We start from the raw sequence: 19,871 nt of genomic DNA, 5'->3' as shown, positions 1-19,871 counted from the left end.
GCCCCCTTATCCATAAATAAAGCGCTCGATGCGGTCGATGTTGTCCGGCGCGAATGGCGCGGAATTGTCCGCGAAGAGAACGTTCCCTGCGGGCAATTCCCACTTCGGTCGCCGCAGCGCTAGCGACTTGCTGAATTCCTTCCAATGCGCCAGCTTCCAGCGATCCAGCTCCGAATCGCGCGCCCGTATCCGGTCCAGGTAAGCACTCTCGTCTTTCAGATGGACGACAACGACTTTCGTTTCCGTTTCGCGCGCCGCGTCGCCGAGACGGGAAAGCTGCGCGACGATCCAGCCGGGATCGGCGAGTTCCTTCGTGAACGGTCCGACGACGAACGCATCGTTGCCGATCGCGACGTTCTCGAGCGCGGCATCCATCGTGAGCCTGTAACCCAAATCGCGGCACAACGTCTTGTATGCGGCGGAATCCCGATCGGTCGGATCGAGCCCGGCTTGCGTCATGAGCGCTTCGGCCGCGGGCCGGAGCAGCGTATCCATGTCAAACAAGGCGGCTCCCCGTTTGGCCGCGACCGCTTTCGCCAGCGTCGTCTTGCCAGCCCCCGCTCCTCCGACGAAAAAGACGAGCTTACCCATCCTGTCCCCCAACTCCTCAATGAAGCTATCGAATTGCGTTATCCTATATTTTACACTATCATGACCAAGCGGAGGCTGCAATTATGCTTGCCTGAGACATCGCTATATTTAGCAGGAGAATCAGGGGACAAAGTCGAACAATCAAGAGTACAGAGGCCGTTGGCATTAGGCAAGCAGACACCCATCCATCAAGCAAATTTGGGTAAAGAGGTTTGATGTCATCATGAACCGGAAATTAACGGAAGATAGTTCCGACCCCTCAGTCCACTTGCACCCCGTGCTCGCCACAAAGTTATATATCCCCCCTCATCCTGCTTATCTCGTCTCGAGAGAGCGGCTGATGACCGCGATGTCCTCCATGCTTCAGCGTAAATTGACGTTGGTCATCGCACCCCCGGGTTTCGGGAAGACCATGATGATCAGCGATTGGATCCGATCCCGGAATATCCGGGCCGGCTGGATCTCGCTCGACAAAGGCGAGAACGATCTCCAGCGGTTCTGGGGCTACGTCGTTATCGCGTTTAACCGGCTGCTGCCGGGGATAGGGCGAAAAGCGCGCTCTCTCTTGCAGTCGCCGGTTGCTTTCTCGATCGATAAAATGGTTGCTTGGCTGCTCAACGATCTGTTCGATGTGACGGATGATTTGGTTCTCGTCTTAGACGATTATTACGTCATCGACTCGGAAGAAGTGCACCGTTCTCTCGCTTTTTTTGTCGAGCGGCTTCCGGAACGAATCCATCTGTGCATCGTCAGCCGCAAAGAGCTGCCGTTTCCCGTCGCCACGCTGCGCGTCAAAGGGCAGCTTGGCGAGATCGGAATCGACGAGCTGAAATTCACGAAAGAGGAGATTTCTTCTTTCTGGCACCGTCAAACGGGGGATCTTCCGAACGAGTCGTCGCTCCGCCTTCTTGCCCACCGAACGGAAGGCTGGGCAGCGGGCATTCAGTTAGCCGCCTTGTCGCAGCTCGGCGGGCAGCGGGACGCTTTACGGCATTTTTCGGGGAACCACCGGTACGTCGTCGATTATTTGATGGAAGAAGTGTTTCAGAGCCAGCCGGAACCGGTCCGATCGTTTCTGATGCGATCGTCCGTCCTCGAGCGGATGAACGGCGAACTGTGCGCCGCGATCATGGAGCAGTCCATCGAGGCCGGGATGCTTCAGCGCATCGAACAAGCGGGCTTGTTCGTCATTCCGCTTGACGATGAACGGTATTGGTTCCGTTACCATCACCTTTTCAGGGATTTCTTGCGAAACCGGTTCTTGCAGACGTTCGGCGACGATGCGGTTTCCTTGAATTTGAAAGCAAGCGAATGGTTCGAGCGCGGGGGATATACCGAGGAAGCCATCGATCATGCCTTAGCGGCACGCGGCTTCGAGAGGGCGGCAAACTTGCTCCGTTCGATAGATGCCGAACTGCTGAACCGCAGGGAATGGGCAACGCTCCGAGGCTGGCTGGACCAGCTTCCGGAGGAGATCGCCCAGCGGATGGAAATTGTCATCGTGCAGGTGTGGACCGAGCTGTTCATGGAGAAGTTCGAACGGATCCCGGAGCATCTCGGGCGAATCCGCAACGAGCTTCCTCGGCTGTCTCAAACGAACGAAGCTCTGTTCTCGCGCATGAGGGAAGAGCTTGTGATCGCCGAAAACTTTTACATGTTGATAAGCGGCAAGTATGATCTCGCCTACGAGCTGTTAACCTATTTGTACGAGCGAGAGGATCTGGGAAGCGGGGATGGACTGTTCGTCAACAGCGGGCTCGAATTAAACGAAGGCACGGTACCTTTCATCAGGGGATATTACGGCTGCAAGGGAAGCATACGTACCGCGGAGCGGTATCACCAGATGTACGACGCGTTCATCCGCAAGCATCATCTTGAGCACCTTTCCTTCTGCGCTCACCAGCGAACCGCCATGAGCGAGCTGGCCTATGAGCGCGGGGACAACCCCGAAGCGCTTCGCTATGCCGAGACGGCTATCGTTCTCGGGCGGCAGAACGGCATCATGGGCGCCGTTATCCCTTCAATCATCGTCAAGGCCCGCATTCAATGGGACAACGGCAATCCGGAAGCGGCCATGGATTCCGTGCTTGAGGTCATGGAGTTTCTAAGGCAAAGCCATAATCAGGAATCGCTCTGGCACGGGCTGCTTCATGCTTACCTGGTCCGCTGCCATCTGGCCAAAGGGGAAATAGAACCCGTCGAACGTTGGCTAGAAGCTTGCAAATTCAGCCTGGAGACGGAAACGATCGAGAAACAGGAGTTCGAGTGGCTGACCTTCATTCGCGTGTTGGCGGCAAAAGGAAGCGATCGGGAAGCGCTCATCTGTGCCGAGCGGCTGCTGAGAACGGCCGAAAACAACGGGCGCCTCATGACGGAGCTGGAAGCCCGGATCTGGATTGCGGCGTTATATGGGAAAATGGGCCGAGCGTATGAATGCATGCTGCAAATGCACGAGGCGCTGGCGCTCGGCGAACGCGAGGGGTACAAGCGAATTTTCTTGGATGCGGCCGAAATGCCCGATTTACTCCGCCAATACGCCGAGGTACGGAGAAAAGGGTACATGCCGGAGCTCCAGACGGGCGTATCCCTTGGGTATCTCAAGAAAGTACAAGCCGCGGACAACCGACGGACGGCACAAGCGCACGCGACGGACGGCGTTCAGAGCGAGGGCGGGATCGACGCGCTGACGGCTAGGGAGACGGAAGTGCTGCTGTTGATCGCAGAAGGATTGTCCAACAAGGAGATCGCCCGAAGACTCGTACTGACCGAAGGAACGGTAAAGCTTCATCTTCACCACATCTACGGCAAGCTTCAGGCGAAAGGCCGGGTACAAGCCATCCATCGAGCAAAAGAAAAAAACTTGATTCCGTGAGAAAGACTGCGATGAGTCCCTTGCTTTGGGGACCGCCGCAGTCTTTTTTTTGGCTGAGTTCAGCGTGAATGTTGCTTAGAAACAACGTAGTTGGAATATTTAACTGTAAAATGTGCATGAAAAAAGATACGTGGTAAGGCCTTTGCATGAATTATATGCAAAAGGTGCACTTAATTTTGCGGATTCAACTGATGCAGGATGAATCCGGTGAAATTAATGTATGTATTACATCTATTTCGCCAAATATCTGATTTTTAGCCGAAATAACTGCATGTTTTAAAGTTCATTTGTCTGTCATTAAGCCACAACAGAGTGGAACTCAGCCTTTTTTTACAACTATAACCGGTTTATATATCGTTCGTTAGATGGCCAATCACGGACCATTTGTTACGATGATTCACGAAGCCAGGAATTGAGGTCATGAACAATGTACTTAAAGGAGGTGTATACGATGAAAAAGCTTACGGTTTTGCTGCTGGCCGCAGCGCTGCTCCTCACCGGATTTTCCGTTTCCGACGATCCTGCCTTAACCAGAAAAGTCAATGAGTACGAAGGACAGCATTGATGACGCCGGGAAGCCCATATCGGCAGAGCGATTCCGACGTGGGCTTCCTTTTTGTTTGAGGACAGCGCGATTATTTGCGGTCGTGCCCTAGTAGCTCTCGTTAAGGTGGTTCAGAAATTGTACGGCCCGTGAAGTTTTGGGGTGATTAAGCACTTCTTTAGGGGAGCCTTGCTCGATAATATGACCATCGTCCATGAGAATAATATGGTCGGCTATGTCCGCGGCGAATTTCATTTCATGGGTCACGATCGCCATTGTCATGCCTTCGGCTGCCAGCTGTTTCATCACCTTCAGCACTTCTCCGACCAATTCGGGATCAAGCGCGGACGTTGGTTCGTCGAACAGCAGCACTTCAGGATCTAAGGCCATCGCCCGAGCGATGGCTACCCTCTGCTGCTGTCCTCCCGAAAGCTTATGCGGATAGGAATCGGCTTTATCGGCAAGACCCACCTTCTCCAGCAGAATCTCCGCGCGTTTCCGAGCCTCGCTTTTATTTTTCTTCTGAACCGTCACTTGCGCTTCCACGACATTCTCGAGCGCAGTCATGTGCGGGAACAAATTAAAAGATTGAAACACCATTCCCGTATTTTTTCGCAAGGCCAGTATGTCCTTCTGAGGAATTTTCGCGCGCCCATGAAACTCAAAAGCGTTCTCCCCCAGCTTAAGCGAACCCCGGTCGGGCATTTCCAGCAGATTAAAACAGCGCAACAGCGTTGTTTTGCCTGACCCCGACGGACCGATGATGACGAGCACTTCGCCTTTGGATAAAGTGAGATCGATTCCCTTCAGCACTTCGAGAGAACCGTAAGATTTATGCAAATCGCGAATTTCGATCATCCGCACAGTCTCCTTTTAACGGGCAGAGAAACGTTCGAGACGGTTCTCTACGTAATTTTGCAGCACCGACAGAACGGAGCTGAATGCCAAATAAATGATGGCTACTTCACAATATAGAAGCAACGGTTCGTAGGTAAGCGCGACGAATTGTTGTGCTTTCCTGAACATCTCGACGAAAGTAATGATAGACACGAGCGACGTATCCTTGACTAGACTAATGAAGGAGTTGCCGAGCGGCGGAACCGACACTCGGGCGGCTTGAGGGAGAATAATACGTCGTAAGGCCTGCATTCGGGACATCCCGAGCGAAGAAGCCGCTTCCCACTGACCCTTCGGAATCGACAATATCGCCGCGCGAACGATTTCCGAGCCATAGGCGCCCACGCTTAGCGAAAGCCCGATAACCGCCGACAAATACGGACTAAGCGTAATGCCGACGCTAGGCAAACCATAAAAAATAATAAAGAGCTGTACTAGTAGCGGAGTTCCCCGGATGACCCATACGTAGAAGCTTGCGATAAACTTGGGAATGGTCCAGGAGGACAAACGGATTAGGGCAGTTAGGATCGCTAGGATTAAGCCCAATGCAAATGTAATCAAAGTGAGCGGAATGGTATAAATAACCCCTGCTTTAAGCAGGGGCCAGAAGGAATCCGTTATAATTTGGATTTGACGGTCGTCCATCGTTCAAACATCCTTTGTATCGCTTTATTATTTGGAAACGTCCGCTCCGAAATATTTCTCGGAAATGGCCAGATAAGTGCCATCGCTTTGCATTGCGGCTAGTGCTTCGTTTACGGCTTGGACCAGGTCGTCGTTCCCTTTCCGGAACAGCGCGGCGCTATAGGAAGCATCGGCCGTTTCGTCAACCGCTTTAATCTTGACGTCCGGCTTTTGCTTCTTAAGATCAAGGAAGGACAAGCCGTCGTTAATGGTAGCATCTACGCGTTTCGATAGCAACAGGTCGATCGCTTGATTAAAGCCTTCCGTGCCCACGATCTCGGCGCCATTCGCTTTGGCGATATCCGTCAGATTGCTCGTAAGCGACTGAGCGGACTTCTTGCCTTTAAGATCGGCCAGCTTCTTGATCTCATCGTTATCTTCGCGAACGAGCAGTACGGCTTTGGAGACGATATAGGATTCGGAGAAATCGTACTTTGCTTTGCGATCGTCGCGAATCGTGACTTCATTAAACACGGCGTCGAATCTCTTGGCGTCAAGTCCGGCAAAAATACCATCCCATGGCGTCTCGATAAATTCAGGCTCGACGCCTAGACGTTTGCTGACTTCTTGCGCGATTTCCACGTCAAACCCCGTCAGCTTACCGTCCTTGTCATGGAATGTAAAAGGAGCGTACGTTCCCTCGGTACCGATTCTAAGTTTACCGCTGGCCTTGATCGCTTCTAGCGAGCTTTGAGTTGTATTTGCAGGCGATTCGGCAGCCGTTGCGGAATCGGTAGGCTGTGCGGAATTCGAATTATTACCGCAAGCCGCCAGTAAAACCACGGTTAGCGCTAGCAGCAAGGTTATTAAACTTATTTTTTTCATACAAATTTCCCCTTTCAATTTCCCTCTTTATCGTGTCTGACCGAGTCAGTAAATTGAATATTACACCGTCTAAAGATTGGCGTCAACATTTTATCCGATAAAAACTATAGGATTAATATAATAAGGCGTATTTTCAATAAACGATCTCCGAGAGTATTTGCCAAAATCAACGCAGGTATTCGGATTTCGACTACTCTCCCGAAAATCGTTATAATAGGCAAGAGCGATGATTTTGTTAGCGCTGTCATTATTAATGCGTTCTTTAGACAACCGCTAATGAAGATGAGGAGAGACCGAATGAAACGAATTCCGATGATGCTGCAGCTGGCGCTCATTCTCTTCTGCGTCATGGCCATTCCGATGGCGATCCTGACTTGGTATAGCGGCGCGCAGATCCTGCAAAATTCGGAGAGCGCCATCGCGGAATCCTCTTTGGCAGGTCTGAACGCGAACCGCAAGCTCAACGAGAATGCGCTGAACAACATGGCGCAGGATGCGGTGCGCCTCGCCGCAACCAACATTTTCGATCGCATACGTACTTTCGAGACCTTCGATGAGCTTAACGGGAACTACAGCAACGTGAGCAAAGCGCAAGCGGTGCTGCTGGAGCTGCACAACTTGAATCATCGGGTCAATGGCGTATATTCTTCCTACTTCTATCTAAGCGATTCGGATTACGTGGTTTCTACCGACAAGGGCATTACGATGCTGGAGAGATACGAGCCGATCGATTGGACGAAGGATGCGCTCAAAGGAAGAAGAGGGATTAGCGGCGTATGGTATCCGCGCACGCTGGCGTCGGGGGTAAACGTCATATCGTATGTGCTGCCGCTGAACAGCTTATTGACCACGACGCGCGGCGAATTAGTCGTTAACCTGCGCGAAAGTCAAATCGGGGATTACCTTCGTACCTCGGAGCCGGGCAAGCATGGCTATCTCCTCTTGGAATCGGACGGCACCCTTGTTTCGCATAACGACAAGAGCTTGTTGCTTACGGACGGGAGAAAGCAGCCCTTTATTGAAGAGATACTGACAAGCAACTCGGAGGAGGGCTATGCGTTTCATGAGATCGAGGGCGAGCGTCTGATCTATACGTGGTCCCGTTCGCCTCTGTTCGGGTGGTGGAACGTGAACATCTATTCGATGGACGAGCTGATGACCAAGACCCATACCTTGCAGCGCAGCATTATCGTGCTGACGGTCGTCATTATCGTCGCCGGGACCATCTTGACCGTCTTCCTCTCGACCTGGTTGTCCAAGCCGTTGCGAGAGCTGGTCCGTGTCGTTCGCGCGCGCAGCAAAAATCTAGTCGTAGGGAACAAGAACGAGCTTGTGTTCCTCGATGCGGCATTCAGGCGAATGCAGGATGAGGAGGAAGGGCTCTACAAGCTGTTGCAGGAACGGGAACAGGACACTCGCAGCCTCGCGATCCATAACTTGCTGCGGGGCGAAGTGACGAAACAGATCGCGGAGCTGTTTCCGGAGCCCTATTACCTTGTTGCCGTCGTCTCGATCGATCAATACAGGCGGTATGTGAGCAAGACCAATCCGGAGACCCGGAATTACCACCGTTATCTGCTCATTTCGCAATGCGAGAGCTTGTTCCCGGATGGCGTTCATGCACGAAGCGTCTATCAGGGCGAAGGCTGCTTCGCGATCGTCATCAATTATGGTTCATTGGAGCCGGGAAGCAGCTTAGAAAGTATCCATCACGCGCTTGTCGCGATCAGGGGCGCCGCGGCGGAGCTGCTCGGCCACTCCGTAACGATCGGGGTCAGCAGCCGAGATGAGGATAGCGCGATGGTCCCCGAGCGGGTAGTCGAAGCAATGGAAGTCATCAAGCATCGCATGATCGAAGGCAGCGGCGGCATTACCTACTGGAAGCAAGAGGCCGATCAGGGCAAGAAATATATTTATCCCACGAACAGTGAGCGACGGATCCTTAACTTTCTGGACACCGGGGATCAGGACAGTATTATCAAAGAACTGGAGCTCATTCGAGGCGAGATCCACTCGGTCGATTACATCTCCTACGATAATATCTTGTTTATCTATACTCAATTGGTAGGCGTTACGATCAAGCATCTCAGAGAGAACAAGGTCAGCACTTCGCGTATTTTCGCGAGGCGAGGAAATATTTATTCCGCCATTGCTTCGTTCGATACGCTTGACGAGCTCGAAGAATATTTGCGCGGCTTCTTCGGCGAGATTATTCAGTACCTGGCGCGCAACCAGAGCGAGGTCAACTACGGAGAACGGATTATCCGCTACCTGGAAGAGCACTTCTGCGAGGAGATCGTGTTCGAAGACATGGCGAAGGAAATCGGCATCAGCTATTCCTACATGCGTAAGATCGTGTACGAGCTAACCGGCAAAAGTCTGATCGACTACACGAATCTGCTCAGAATCGAGAAGGCGAAGCAGCTGCTCCTGGAATCCAAGCTTAGCATCACCCAGATTGCCTCCGAGGTCGGTTACTACAACGTTCAAAGCTTCAATCGGTTTTTCCGCAAGTACGAGGGTATGCCTCCGAGAAGCTATAAGGCTTTGAAGCAAGGAGCTTCGGAGCGCGAGCCGCAAGAGGACCAATAAGCAAGTTGCGTGGAGCTGTCTTCCGGTATTTCCGGTCTTAACGGACCGCCGGATGCGGCTCCACTTTTGCTTATACTATTCATAATTGATTATGATCGCCGGTCCAAACCGCGTAGCGACGCGGAAAAATCAAAAATGAAAGCGCTAATCAATACTCACGATTTACGGATAGAAACGCGGGACGGTATGATGCAGTCACAACCCCGCCAATGTCTCAACAAAACAGTCGGTCGAGGAAGCCCTAATGTGGAGGAGGTGAAAACGGTGAAAGTTGAAAACGCTTCACTAAGAAATGAGAACGCTTTAAAACAACTTAAAAGGGGTAACCGGGGATTGACCTTTCATCTTCGGCGGGACTGGCAGCTGTATTTACTGCTTTTGATTCCATTATCGTTTGTTCTCGTTTTCAAATACGCGCCGTTGTCCGGACTCGTGCTTGCCTTTAAGGATTACAAGATCGCGAAGGGGTTCTGGGGCAGCGATTGGGTGGGCTTGCAAGTATTCCAAGAAATCTTCGACAAGCCCGACTTCATTCGCGCCGTCCGCAACACGATCATGCTCAACAGTCTTGACCTTGTATTCAGCTTCACGATGCCGATCGTGCTCGCGCTGTTGCTCAACGAGATCAAGAGCGTCAGGTTCAAACGCGTTAACCAGACGCTGCTGTATTTGCCGCACTTCCTGTCTTGGATTATTATCGGCGCGATCGCTTACCAGCTGCTTGGCCAAGGGAACGGCGCGATCAATAATGTCATCGAGTTAATGGGCGGCAAGCGGATCCCGTTCCTGCAGGAGGACACCCATTGGCTGATCACTTATTTGGCTATCGGGGTCTGGCAAAGCATGGGTTGGGGTACGATCATTTACCTCGCTTCGATCAGCAGCATTAACTCCGAGATGTACGAAGCTGCCACGGTCGACGGTGCAGGACGGTGGCGGAAGGTGTGGAACGTCACGCTGCCTTCCATCCGCGTAACGATCGTGACCTTGCTGATCATGAATTTAGGCAAGGTGATGGAGGGCTCGTTCGAGCGGGTGTTTGCTCTTCAGAACAAGGCGACTACCGAGTACACCACCACGATCCCGGTTCTGGTCTACCGGTGGGGAATCGAGAGCGGCAACTTCAGCCGCGCGACGGCGCTTGGGTTGTTCCAGGCCGTCATCGGGCTTGCGCTGGTGCTGCTAGCTGATCGAATTGCCAAGAAGCTCGGCGAAGATGGATTGATATAGAAAGGAGGCGAACCATGAAAACATCCAATGGCACCCTTGCCATACCTAACAAAAGGCGCTTTGACATCTGGGATGTGCTGATCCGCCTCTCTCTGATCTCCGCCTCGCTAGCTTGCTTGCTGCCGTTCGTTCACGTCGTTTCGAAATCGCTTAGCGAAGATGCCTATGTTATCGCGAATAAGGTATTTCTCTGGCCGAAGGGGATCACGCTCCAGGCGTACGGCAAAATATTCGCGGACGACAGCATACTTCGATCGCTGTACGTGTCGATCGTCGTGACGGTGCTCTTCACCGTGCTGGGCATGATCATCACGATATGCGCGGCATATCCGTTGTCTCGCAAGCAGCTCAAGGGCCGCACGTTTTTCACGATTATCTTCATGTTCACGTTATACTTCCATGGCGGGATCATTCCCGATTACATGTTGGTCAACAATCTAGGCTTGCTGGATAGCATATGGTCGATTATTCTGCCTCCGGCATTCAGCGCCTTTAACTTCCTGATCATGAAGACGGCGCTTACGAGCGGCATACCGGATAGCCTGGAGGAATCGGCGCGAATCGACGGCGCAGGACACTTCCGCATTCTCGTCAGCATCGTGCTTCCGCTATCCAAACCGATCATTGCCACCTTGTCCCTCTTCTACGCGGTCGGGCGGTGGAACACCTATCAAGACGCTTTGTTCTACATTAAGCAGAATGTAGACGCAAGGCCATTGCAGTTGAAGCTGTATTACCTGGTCATCCAGGCGAGCGAGAGCTTCCAGATGGAAGCGACGACCGTACAGCTGAGCAATCCCGAAGTGCTTAAAGCATCGTGCGTCGTCTTCGCGACGTTGCCGATACTGGTCGTATATCCGTTCATCCAGAAGTATTTCGTCCAGGGAACGATGCTTGGAGCAGTCAAGGAGTAACACGGATTCGAAAATTCGAAAAAGCGGGGGAACAAACGATGAGCAAAAAGAAAGTCGTAACGTCATTGTTGATGACAGCGGTATTGGGCACGAGCGTTCTGGCAGGTTGTTCGAACAACAATAACAACAATGCAAGCAGCAGCCCTGCGGCGTCCACTCCGGCCGCAAGCAGTTCCGCAAGCAGCTCCCCGAGCGAAAGCGCGGGCGCATTCGCCGATTATTCCAAAGGCTTCCCCGAGAAGGTTAATCTCGAGATTCCGGTCTATGAACGTGCGTTCGAGGGCTGGAACGTGACGGACAACTACTACACGCGCTGGATTCAGAAGGAATTCGGCGATAAGTATAACGTAAACGTCAAATTTACGCCGATTACACGCGCCAGCGAAGTGACGGACTATGAGCAATTGCTCGCTTCCCACAAGGCTCCGGACATCATTTTCCACTACGACATGCCGCAAGCGCTTGCCTACTACAGCGAGGACGTCTTGCAGGAGCTGAACTATGATGAAATCGCGAATTATGCCCCTACCTACTGGAAGAACATGAGCGCGACGATCGAACAATACGGCAAAGTAGACGGCAAGAACGTATTTGCCTTCGCTGCCCGCCCGGCCGTCGATAACTTCACGACGCTCATTCGCAAAGACTGGGTCGAGAAGGTCGGCATGAAGGTGGAGGACATCACCTCCCTCGAGAAGTACAACGAGATGCTCGTCAAATGGAAAGAAGCCGATCTCGGCGTAGGCGCCGGAAGCTTGCTGCAGAACAACTACATCTACAGCTATGGATTCCGCGATTGGCCGATCGATCCGAAAGAACGCGCGCTCTATTCCGACCTCGGCGTAGCGGATCTGACGACCGCCGCCAGCGAGAAGTTCTTGCGCAACCTGAACTATCAGTACAATAACGGCTTGATCGACAAAGAATTCTATCTGCGTAACGACGACGGCAAAATCAAAGCCGAGTTCGTCGCGGGCAAGACCGGCAGCTACGGTCTGTACCTGGCCAGCAATACGGATGTAATCACGGCTACGCTTGCGAACAATCCGGGCGCGCAATTCGCCGTTCTTCCTCCTGCCGCCGGCGTTCCGGCAGCGAATAAGCCGCAGCAACGAGCTTACTGGCCATTCGGCTTCATCATGGGCATCAACTACGAATCGACCGATATGGAGCGCGCGGCAGTCTGGATGTACCTGGAGTGGATGAGCCAGCCGGAGAACCTGTTCTTCCTGCAGAACGGCGTCGATGGTCAGAACTATACGCTTGATGCCGATGGCATTGCCGTGAAGAACGCGGATTTCGCGGGCGAATCCAAGCTGTCCAATAACAACAACAAAGACTACTGGGCACTCGTAACCGAAAGCGCGCTGTATGCCGATCCTGCCGTAACCCGCAAAGCTTACCTTCGCAACTGGGCACCTGTCGGCTATGAATACCTGGCTGAAGATCTGTTGAAATACTACGAGCAAACCGCGGAATTCCGCACGCCGGACGCGATGTACAGCGTCGTGCTCAAGAATGTGAGCGAGTACAAAGCCGATCTGAACACGCTCTTCCAGGAGCTGTACGTGAAAGTCGTCCTTGCTCCGGAAGCCGAATTCGATGCAACGTATGCGGCAGCTAAGAAAACCTACCTCGAATCCGGGTATCAAGAAATTCTGGATGAGAAACAAGCCGCGATCGACGCGGGCAAATTCAACTAAAATCTAATCCACGACTTCCGAAGCCTCTGCAGCTCGCAGAGGCTTCGGATATGGAGGTTGGCTCAATTGAAAGTACAAACATCTTTGACTGACTTGAAGCAGATTGTCGATAACGTCGTGGATTACACCTTTGGCATGGATTTGACTTGGGACTGGCCGGGCGGCGTTGCCTATTACGGCGTCAGCCGCGCTTTCGAAGTTACGGGCGAGAAAGCCTATCTCGAACGGATGGCGGCGTGGTGCGACGAATACATCGAAGTCGGACTTCCGGGTTGGACGGTGAACACATGCGCGATGGGGCACATGCTGATCACCCTTTACGAACAAACCCAAGATCAGAAATATCTCGACATCATCTTAAGCAAGATCGACTATCTGGAGAACAAGGCATTGCGCTTCGGGGACCGGGTGCTTCAGCATACGGTGTCGCGCGGCAATGATTTTCCCGAGCAGGCTTGGGCGGACACGCTGTTCATGGCGGCGTATTTCCAATTACGCGTCGGCGTCATGCTGAAGGAGAAGCGACTCGTTAACGATGCGCTGCACCAATACTATTGGCATATCAATTATTTGCAGGATGAGAACAGCGGTCTGTGGTACCACGGCTACAACCACATCAAAAAGGATCATATGTCCGGCATCAACTGGGGACGCGCCAACGCTTGGGCGGCTTATACGATGTCCCGTGCGGCAAGGGGGCTGCCGGAAGGCTACTTGTATCCTCCGATGATGCATATCTGGAGTTCTTTGCGCGATCAGCTTGCGGCACTCAAAAAGCTGCAGCATGACGACGGGCTGTGGGGCACCGTGCTCGACTATCCGCAAGCTTACGGCGAAGTATCGGCTACGGCGGGCATCGCGGCCGCGATGGTCATGCAAGACAATCCGCTTCATGGAAAATATGTCCAGCGTGCGCTGGACGGCGTGCTCGCGAATATCGCGAGTAACGGACGGGTCGCGAACGTCTCCGGAGGAACCGCCGTCATGAACGACATCGACGGTTATCTTCGAATCGATAAGAAATGGGCCCAAGGCTGGGGTCAGGGGCTGGCGCTCGCCCTGCTGTCGGCTGTCATTGAATCGAGCGGGAACGGATCCGAAGAGGGCGTTTAAAAGAAAGTATACGAGCCTCCATCTGATTACCGGGTGGGGGCTATTCGAGTATTTTATGAAAGAGCGGGGAATACGCCATAACATCCATTTCCGGAAAGAGGGACAGATTCATGACTAAGCCTTGAAGAAGGGTGATGAAGAATTTCGCGCTTTTTTCAGGCTCGACGGAAAGGCTTAGATTGCCTCGTTGTTGCGCCTTGGAAAATGCCTGAGCAAGCTCGCTTTCCAAAGCTAAGAAACCATTTCTTTCGATATCGCCAAATCTTGGATTATGCAGGGTTTCCGTACGCATCTCCATAAATAGGGGATCGAAAGGCTTTTTCATGGAAAGCCCCATTAATAAGTTCTTTACCAAATCATCCGCAAAGATAACCGATGATTCCATTTTTTTAAGAAAGAACTTAAGGTCGCTTCTAGATGTTTCCCATTTTTGAATATACAAGGCCTCGATGATTTCCTCTTTGCTTTTAAAGTAACGGTACACGGAACCGGGGCTCATCTTTGCGGAAGAACAGATGTCCGCCATGGTAGCTTTATGAAAACCGGACTTCAGAAAAAAGTCTGCGGCCGCGTCTAATATTTGTTGTTTGCGCGTTTCGGAAATGGAAGACATGAGCAACCTCCTAATGGGTGAACGAACGTTCAGTTGCATTATATATAGTTTTTGACGAGATTCCTATTATTTAATACAATAATAATGCGAATGAACGTTCACTCGCAATATATAAATAAAAAGGGAGAAACCACATGGCTGAAAAACTGTACAAGCTCGGACGATGGAGTGCCGTAAATCGCTGGAAAATGATTACGGTCTGGGTACTCATTTTGGGCGTTTTTATTACATTAGGCCTCGCTTTTAAAGGCGAGACGACGAATGAATTGTCGATACCCGGTACGGAATCGCAAGATGCCGTCGACATGCTCAATAAAGAATTCCCTTCCGGGAATAGCGGGTCCGTTCAGGTGATTTTTAAAGCTCCGCAGGGACAAACGCTCGAAGATGAAAAAATAAAAGAAGCGATCCTGTCGTTTGTCGATGCCTCTAAAAAAGATGCAGCCGTAATGGCGGCCATAGATCCCTATTCTACAGGCACGATCAGTCAGGATAAACGGATCGGATACGCGAATCTGTATTACGGCGTTCCGGCGGATCAGGTGACCGAGGCTTCCAAGGACATGGTCTTAAGCAATGAGGTAATAACGACAAAAGCCGGCATTCAAACGGAATTGGGCGGAACCGTCGTTTTCGAGGCCGTCGGCGGCGGAAATAGTTCGGAAGCCATTGGCATCTTGATGGCGTACTTGATTCTGGGTATTACGTTCATGTCCATGATTGCCGCGGGCATCCCGATCCTGACGGCCATTATCGGCGTCATCTCCGGAATGATGATCGTTCAATTCGGATCGGGATTTATTTCGATGTCCTCGGTGTCCTCCTCCTTGGCGCTGATGCTGGGGCTTGCCGTCGGAATCGACTATGCCCTGCTCATTATTTCCAGAGTCCGGCAGGAAGCCGGCAAAGGAACGAACGTAACGGAAGCCATCGCGATTGCAACGGCCACCGCGGGAAGTGCCGTCATCTTTGCCGGTATCACCGTCATGATCGCGCTTCTTGGCTTGGCTATCTTAAACATTCCGTTTCTTACGATCATGGGGGCAGCCGCTGCCTTGACCGTATTTTTTACCGTGTGCGTTGCCATTACCCTTGTTCCGGCCTTGCTGTCCTTGATGGGGAATCGAATCATTCCGAAAAGAAAAACAACGAAGGAAAAGAAGCAATCGTCGAATATTTTCGGCAAGTGGGCTCGTTTCGTTTCCCGGTATCCGATCTTTGCGATATTGGGATGTTTGCTGCTGATCGGTACCATTAGCTATCCGGCTCTCCACATGAAGACGGGATTTCCCGATAACGGAACCAAATCGGAGGATACGACCGAGCGAAGAGGGTACGATCTCCTGGCGGAGGGATTTGGTCCGGGTTTTAACGGCCCGATTATGGTCGTCGTGCATTCCTCAGCAAGCGACACTGCGAAGAAAGTCGCCGGCATCGTCGAAAATGACATTAAAACGGTCGACCATGTCGTACGCGTATCTCCGCCTAACTTCAATCCTTCCGGTACCGTGGGCATCCTCAGCGTCATTCCAAGCGACGGGCCTACATCGGATCAGACGCTCGATCTTATCGAATCTTTAAGAGAACGCACCAGTGAATTGGAGAGTCGTCATCAAGCCGAAATCCTGCTTACGGGACAGGCCGTCATGAATATCGATGTCACGGACAAGCTGAATGCGGCATTGCCCATATTCATTGCAACCATCGTAGGCTTGGGTTTGGTGATTCTTGCCATCGTTTTCCGTTCCGTATTGGTACCGATTAAAGCGGTTGTCGGATTTTTATTTACGATTTGCTCATCGCTAGGCGCTGTCGTATTCGTCTTCCAGGACGGACATCTGAACGATCTGTTCGGCGTATCCAATGTCGGACCCATACTCAATTTCCTGCCCGTTATGCTCGTGGGAATCATCTTCGGATTGGCCATGGATTATCAAGTATTCCTGGTCACTCGAATGCGAGAGGATTACTCCCACAGCGGAGACGCCAGAAACTCCGTTATTACGGGAATGGAACATAACGGTCCTGTCGTAACTTCTGCCGGGCTCATCATGATTACGGTGTTCAGCAGCTTTATTTTCACGGACGATCAAGTGGTGAAATCCATGGGGCTGGCGCTTGCCGTCGGCGTGTTAGTCGATGCGTTCATCGTGAGAATGACATTGGTTCCGGCGATTATGTCCCTATTAGGGAAATCCGCTTGGTATCTTCCCAAATGGCTGGATCGTATCATTCCGAACGTCGATATTGAGGGCGAAAGCTTGATGTCCCCAAAAAGCGGGCAGGGGGATGATCAACATGGCAAAATTACCAACCCGCGAGCAGTACATTAAAAGGGCAAAACTCATCCGCGGCTTGATGAGGGTTGTTCTGAAACTTGCGAAGATCGGCCCCAAAAACAAGTCCAAACGAACTGAAATCTATATCGATACGGAGTTCGGAAAGGTCAGGACGCTGTGGTACGGATTTCAAAACAAGGAAACGGCTCCGATCTACTTCGACTTGCATGGCGGCGGCTTTATTCTCGGGAGCGCCGATATGGACGAAGAGATGAATTTGGAGTTGACCAAACAGGTTGGCTGTAAGATCATCAGCATCGATTATGCCAAAGCTCCTGAGTTTCCCTATCCTGCCGCGGTCAATCAGGTTTATGCCGTCGTTAAGCACGTGTTTGAAAACGCCGAAAAGTATGCGATCGATAGTCGCAAAATGGCTATCGGAGGACACAGCGCGGGCGGGAACCTCGGCACGGTAACTTGCATGAAGGCAAAGGTAGAAGGGGACTTCCAATTCGCGTGCCAGATTCTGGATTATCCGCCGCTCGACCTCGCGACCAGCGCCCTGGATAAACCGCGGCCCAAAGGAGCCATTTCGCCCAAAATGGCATTGATGTTCGACGCTTGTTACGTTGACCCAAGCCAAGCGAAAGACCCTTATGTCTCGCCGGTTTATACAAGTCAGGAAGAGCTGGAAAATATGCCTCCTGCCTTGTTCATCCTGGCAGGCAGGGATTCCCTGCATGATGAAGGGGTGAAATATTGCAGGATGTTAAAGACAGCCGGGGTTCCAACGGATTACTACGATTACGCCAATGCTCGCCATGGCTTCACCTATAAACCATCCCCGGACGCAATCGATGCTTGGGCCAAAATGGCGGTATTTCTGAGGAAGTATCTGTACTAAAATCAGCGTTGCTTGAGTTGCTATACGAAGTGATTAAAGCAAGGACCGCCGACGCGGTCCTTTCCTATTCTTAAAAAATGACAACGCTTTCTTAAGAATGTTGTCTTTCGGCCTATCCGCTCCGGTTTCTATAATTGAGAGTAAGGAGGAAGGCTTATGAACTTAGAAGTCGCGGTGTCGAAAGCGGATACAACCAGACATGGAGCGCAATATTGGAAGCGTTTCAAGAAACAGTGGCCGCTTCATCTATTCGTAGGGATGGGAATGCTCTTTCTGCTCGTCTTTGCTTATACGCCAATGTTCGGGATTATCATGGCTTTCAAAGATTACAAGATCGTGAACGGTATCCAGGGGATCTTTACGAGCCAATGGGTGGGGTTGAAGCATTTCAAGGAGTTCGTAACCGATTACCGTTTCGGTGAAATCGTCAGAAATACGCTCGTTCTTAGTTTACTCAAAGTGTTGTTTACGTTTCCTGCTCCAATCGTTCTCGCGATTTTGCTCAATGAAGTGAGGAAGATGGCCTTTAAACGGTTTGTGCAGACGGTCAGTTATTTGCCGCATTTTATATCGTGGGTCATCGTCGTTGGGCTGTCGTTTTCCTTCTTCTCGACGGATGTCGGCATCGTAAATAAATTGCTTATGAAAATCGGGCTCATCAACGCGCCGCTTGCCTTGACGACAAGCCCCGATTATTTCTGGGGACTTGCGGTCGGCACGGCGGTGTGGAAGGAGATGGGCTGGTGGTCGATCATCTTCCTGGCCGCCATCGCGGGAATCAATCCGGCCCTATATGAGGCGGCGCAAATCGATGGTGCCGGAAGACTGGCTCGAATACGCCATATTACCCTTCCCGGTATCAAAGGGACGGTTGTCGTCGTGCTTATTCTGACGATTGGCAGCATTCTGGGCGGCGGATTGGTCGGCTCCAATTTCGAGCAAGCCTTCTTGCTTGGCAACAAAATCAATAACTCTACCGCGGAAATTGTGCAAACGTACGCTTTTAAGGTTGGACTTGCCGATGGGAGATTTGCCTATGCCGCGGCGATTGATTTGGTTCAATCCGTCATTTCCGTCGCGCTCATCTTCTCCAGCAATTACGTGGCGAAGCGAACATCGGGGTCAAGTTTGTTCTAAGAACAGGGGGGCCGGCCGTGCTGGCAAGCTGGAGACAAAAGGATTGGGCGCTGGACGCCGTCATCTATGCGATATTGTTTGTCATTATGTTGGTGATGTTGTACCCGTTCTATTATGTGCTGATTATTTCCTTCAACAAAGGGACGGATTCATTGCTCGGCAACATTTATTTGTGGCCGCGGAGTTTTACGCTGGAAAACTACGCGATGTTTCTAAACGATCCGAAGTGGTATAAGGCGTTTATCGTTACCGTCATGAGAACCGTCGTCGGCACGTTTCTTGGCGTTATGTTCACTTGTCTCGTTGCTTATGGGCTTTCGCACCGCGAGCTGCTGCTCGGCAGAGTATACTTTACGATCATTATTTTCGCGATGTATTTTTCCGGCGGACTCATTCCTTATTACGTCGTGCTGCGTTCCATCGGATTGCTGAATACGTTCGGCGTCTATGTTATTCCGTCCATGCTCAGCACCTTTTTCTTGCTTATCGCGGTTACTTTCTTCCGCGAAATCCCGGCGGAATTAAAGGAGTCGGCGGTCATCGACGGAGCGAACGAATTCAAAATCTACTGGAGCATCATCCTGCCCGTATCGTTGCCGCTGATCGCGACGATGGCCCTGTTTCTCGGCGTCGGGCAATGGAACAGTTGGGTGGATTCCGTTTACTTCGTTCAGTCCGATTCGCTTCGGACGTTGTCCTTCCGAATGATCGAGATTTTAAATAAAAGCAACATTAAAATGGAAGCGCTTGGAGCCGCAGCCAATGTGTCCAGCGTTACTAATTATTCCTTGCAGGTGACATCGATGGTGGTGTCGGTCGCTCCGGTTGTCTGCGTTTATCCTTTCTTGCAAAAATATTTCGTCCAGGGCATTATGCTCGGATCGGTCAAAGGGTAAACGGGACTCCTTTACTTCTGGTTAAGGCGACGTTCTTGTTTTTGGAGCGTTCGTTTTAATAAAAGTTACACGATGTT

The 19,871-nt window shown here is 51.6% G+C and carries 15 protein-coding genes; 10 read left to right on the top strand and 5 right to left on the bottom strand.

The window, feature by feature from the left end:
* Positions 1-6: 6 nt before the first annotated feature.
* Positions 7-591 carry a P-loop nucleotide/nucleoside kinase family protein gene (locus tag ACFPPD_RS19895; protein WP_209748171.1) on the bottom strand — a complete coding sequence of 195 codons (585 nt, stop codon included), beginning with the start codon at positions 589-591 and terminating at the stop codon, positions 7-9.
* A 223-nt stretch (positions 592-814) separates the two neighbouring features.
* Here ACFPPD_RS19895 and ACFPPD_RS19890 point away from each other — a divergent pair, with 223 nt between their 5' ends.
* Positions 815-3,463, top strand: a complete 2,649-nt coding sequence (locus ACFPPD_RS19890; RefSeq protein WP_209748173.1) for a winged helix-turn-helix domain-containing protein — start codon at positions 815-817, stop codon at positions 3,461-3,463.
* Positions 3,464-4,115: 652 nt separating this feature from the next.
* On the opposite strand, the gene ACFPPD_RS19885 is transcribed toward ACFPPD_RS19890, so the two are convergent.
* Genes ACFPPD_RS19885 through ACFPPD_RS19875 form a run of 3 tightly spaced genes read right to left on the bottom strand, consistent with a single transcriptional unit; the run spans position 4,116 to position 6,413 of the window.
* The gene (locus tag ACFPPD_RS19885; protein ID WP_209748175.1) at positions 4,116-4,865 is read right to left on the bottom strand and encodes an amino acid ABC transporter ATP-binding protein; all 750 of its coding nucleotides are present in this window, start codon (positions 4,863-4,865) and stop codon (positions 4,116-4,118) included.
* Positions 4,866-4,880: 15 nt separating this feature from the next.
* Positions 4,881-5,549: an amino acid ABC transporter permease gene (locus tag ACFPPD_RS19880; protein WP_209748177.1), complete on the bottom strand. Its 669-nt coding sequence runs from the start codon at positions 5,547-5,549 to the stop codon at positions 4,881-4,883.
* 27 nt (positions 5,550-5,576) lie between these two features.
* Positions 5,577-6,413 (bottom strand): amino acid ABC transporter substrate-binding protein, encoded by an 837-nt coding sequence (locus tag ACFPPD_RS19875; RefSeq protein WP_209748179.1) that lies wholly within the window; start codon positions 6,411-6,413, stop codon positions 5,577-5,579.
* Positions 6,414-6,710: 297 nt separating this feature from the next.
* Between ACFPPD_RS19875 and ACFPPD_RS19870 the strand changes: the two genes are divergently transcribed.
* From ACFPPD_RS19870 to ACFPPD_RS19850, 5 genes are all read left to right on the top strand, one after another.
* Positions 6,711-9,005 (top strand): AraC family transcriptional regulator, encoded by a 2,295-nt coding sequence (locus ACFPPD_RS19870; RefSeq protein WP_209748181.1) that lies wholly within the window; start codon positions 6,711-6,713, stop codon positions 9,003-9,005.
* A gap of 333 nt (positions 9,006-9,338) precedes the next feature.
* On the top strand, positions 9,339-10,235 hold the full coding sequence (locus ACFPPD_RS19865) for an ABC transporter permease (protein ID WP_378083032.1): 897 nt from the start codon (positions 9,339-9,341) through the stop codon (positions 10,233-10,235).
* A 14-nt stretch (positions 10,236-10,249) separates the two neighbouring features.
* Complete coding sequence (locus ACFPPD_RS19860; protein ID WP_209748185.1) at positions 10,250-11,149, top strand: carbohydrate ABC transporter permease; 900 nt, start codon at positions 10,250-10,252, stop codon at positions 11,147-11,149.
* Positions 11,150-11,187: 38 nt separating this feature from the next.
* Positions 11,188-12,852, top strand: coding sequence for a type 2 periplasmic-binding domain-containing protein (locus ACFPPD_RS19855; protein WP_209748188.1), 1,665 nt, complete (start codon positions 11,188-11,190; stop codon positions 12,850-12,852).
* Positions 12,853-12,918: 66 nt separating this feature from the next.
* Positions 12,919-13,965 carry a glycoside hydrolase family 88/105 protein gene (locus ACFPPD_RS19850; RefSeq protein ID WP_209748190.1) on the top strand — a complete coding sequence of 349 codons (1,047 nt, stop codon included), beginning with the start codon at positions 12,919-12,921 and terminating at the stop codon, positions 13,963-13,965.
* Positions 13,966-14,005: 40 nt separating this feature from the next.
* Here ACFPPD_RS19850 and ACFPPD_RS19845 read toward each other — a convergent pair whose 3' ends face one another.
* Positions 14,006-14,578 carry a TetR/AcrR family transcriptional regulator gene (locus tag ACFPPD_RS19845; protein ID WP_209748192.1) on the bottom strand — a complete coding sequence of 191 codons (573 nt, stop codon included), beginning with the start codon at positions 14,576-14,578 and terminating at the stop codon, positions 14,006-14,008.
* 134 nt (positions 14,579-14,712) lie between these two features.
* Between ACFPPD_RS19845 and ACFPPD_RS19840 the strand changes: the two genes are divergently transcribed.
* The 4 genes from ACFPPD_RS19840 to ACFPPD_RS19825 all read left to right on the top strand — a co-directional run bounded on the left by ACFPPD_RS19840 (position 14,713) and on the right by ACFPPD_RS19825 (position 19,794).
* Positions 14,713-16,911, top strand: coding sequence for an MMPL family transporter (locus ACFPPD_RS19840; RefSeq protein WP_209748194.1), 2,199 nt, complete (start codon positions 14,713-14,715; stop codon positions 16,909-16,911).
* Positions 16,877-17,761, top strand: coding sequence for an alpha/beta hydrolase (locus tag ACFPPD_RS19835; protein WP_209748197.1), 885 nt, complete (start codon positions 16,877-16,879; stop codon positions 17,759-17,761). The genes ACFPPD_RS19840 and ACFPPD_RS19835 overlap by 35 nt, the downstream gene beginning before the upstream one ends.
* A 156-nt stretch (positions 17,762-17,917) precedes the next feature.
* Positions 17,918-18,898 carry an ABC transporter permease gene (locus ACFPPD_RS19830; protein ID WP_209748199.1) on the top strand — a complete coding sequence of 327 codons (981 nt, stop codon included), beginning with the start codon at positions 17,918-17,920 and terminating at the stop codon, positions 18,896-18,898.
* A gap of 17 nt (positions 18,899-18,915) precedes the next feature.
* Positions 18,916-19,794, top strand: coding sequence for a carbohydrate ABC transporter permease (locus tag ACFPPD_RS19825; protein ID WP_378083027.1), 879 nt, complete (start codon positions 18,916-18,918; stop codon positions 19,792-19,794).
* Positions 19,795-19,871 lie beyond the last annotated feature (77 nt).

Source organism: Cohnella suwonensis (genome assembly GCF_042655365.1).
Lineage (GTDB): Bacteria > Bacillota > Bacilli > Paenibacillales > Paenibacillaceae > Cohnella > Cohnella suwonensis.
The sequence above is the reverse complement of the archived record's forward strand: the minus strand, read 5'-3'. Positions and strand labels throughout refer to the sequence as shown.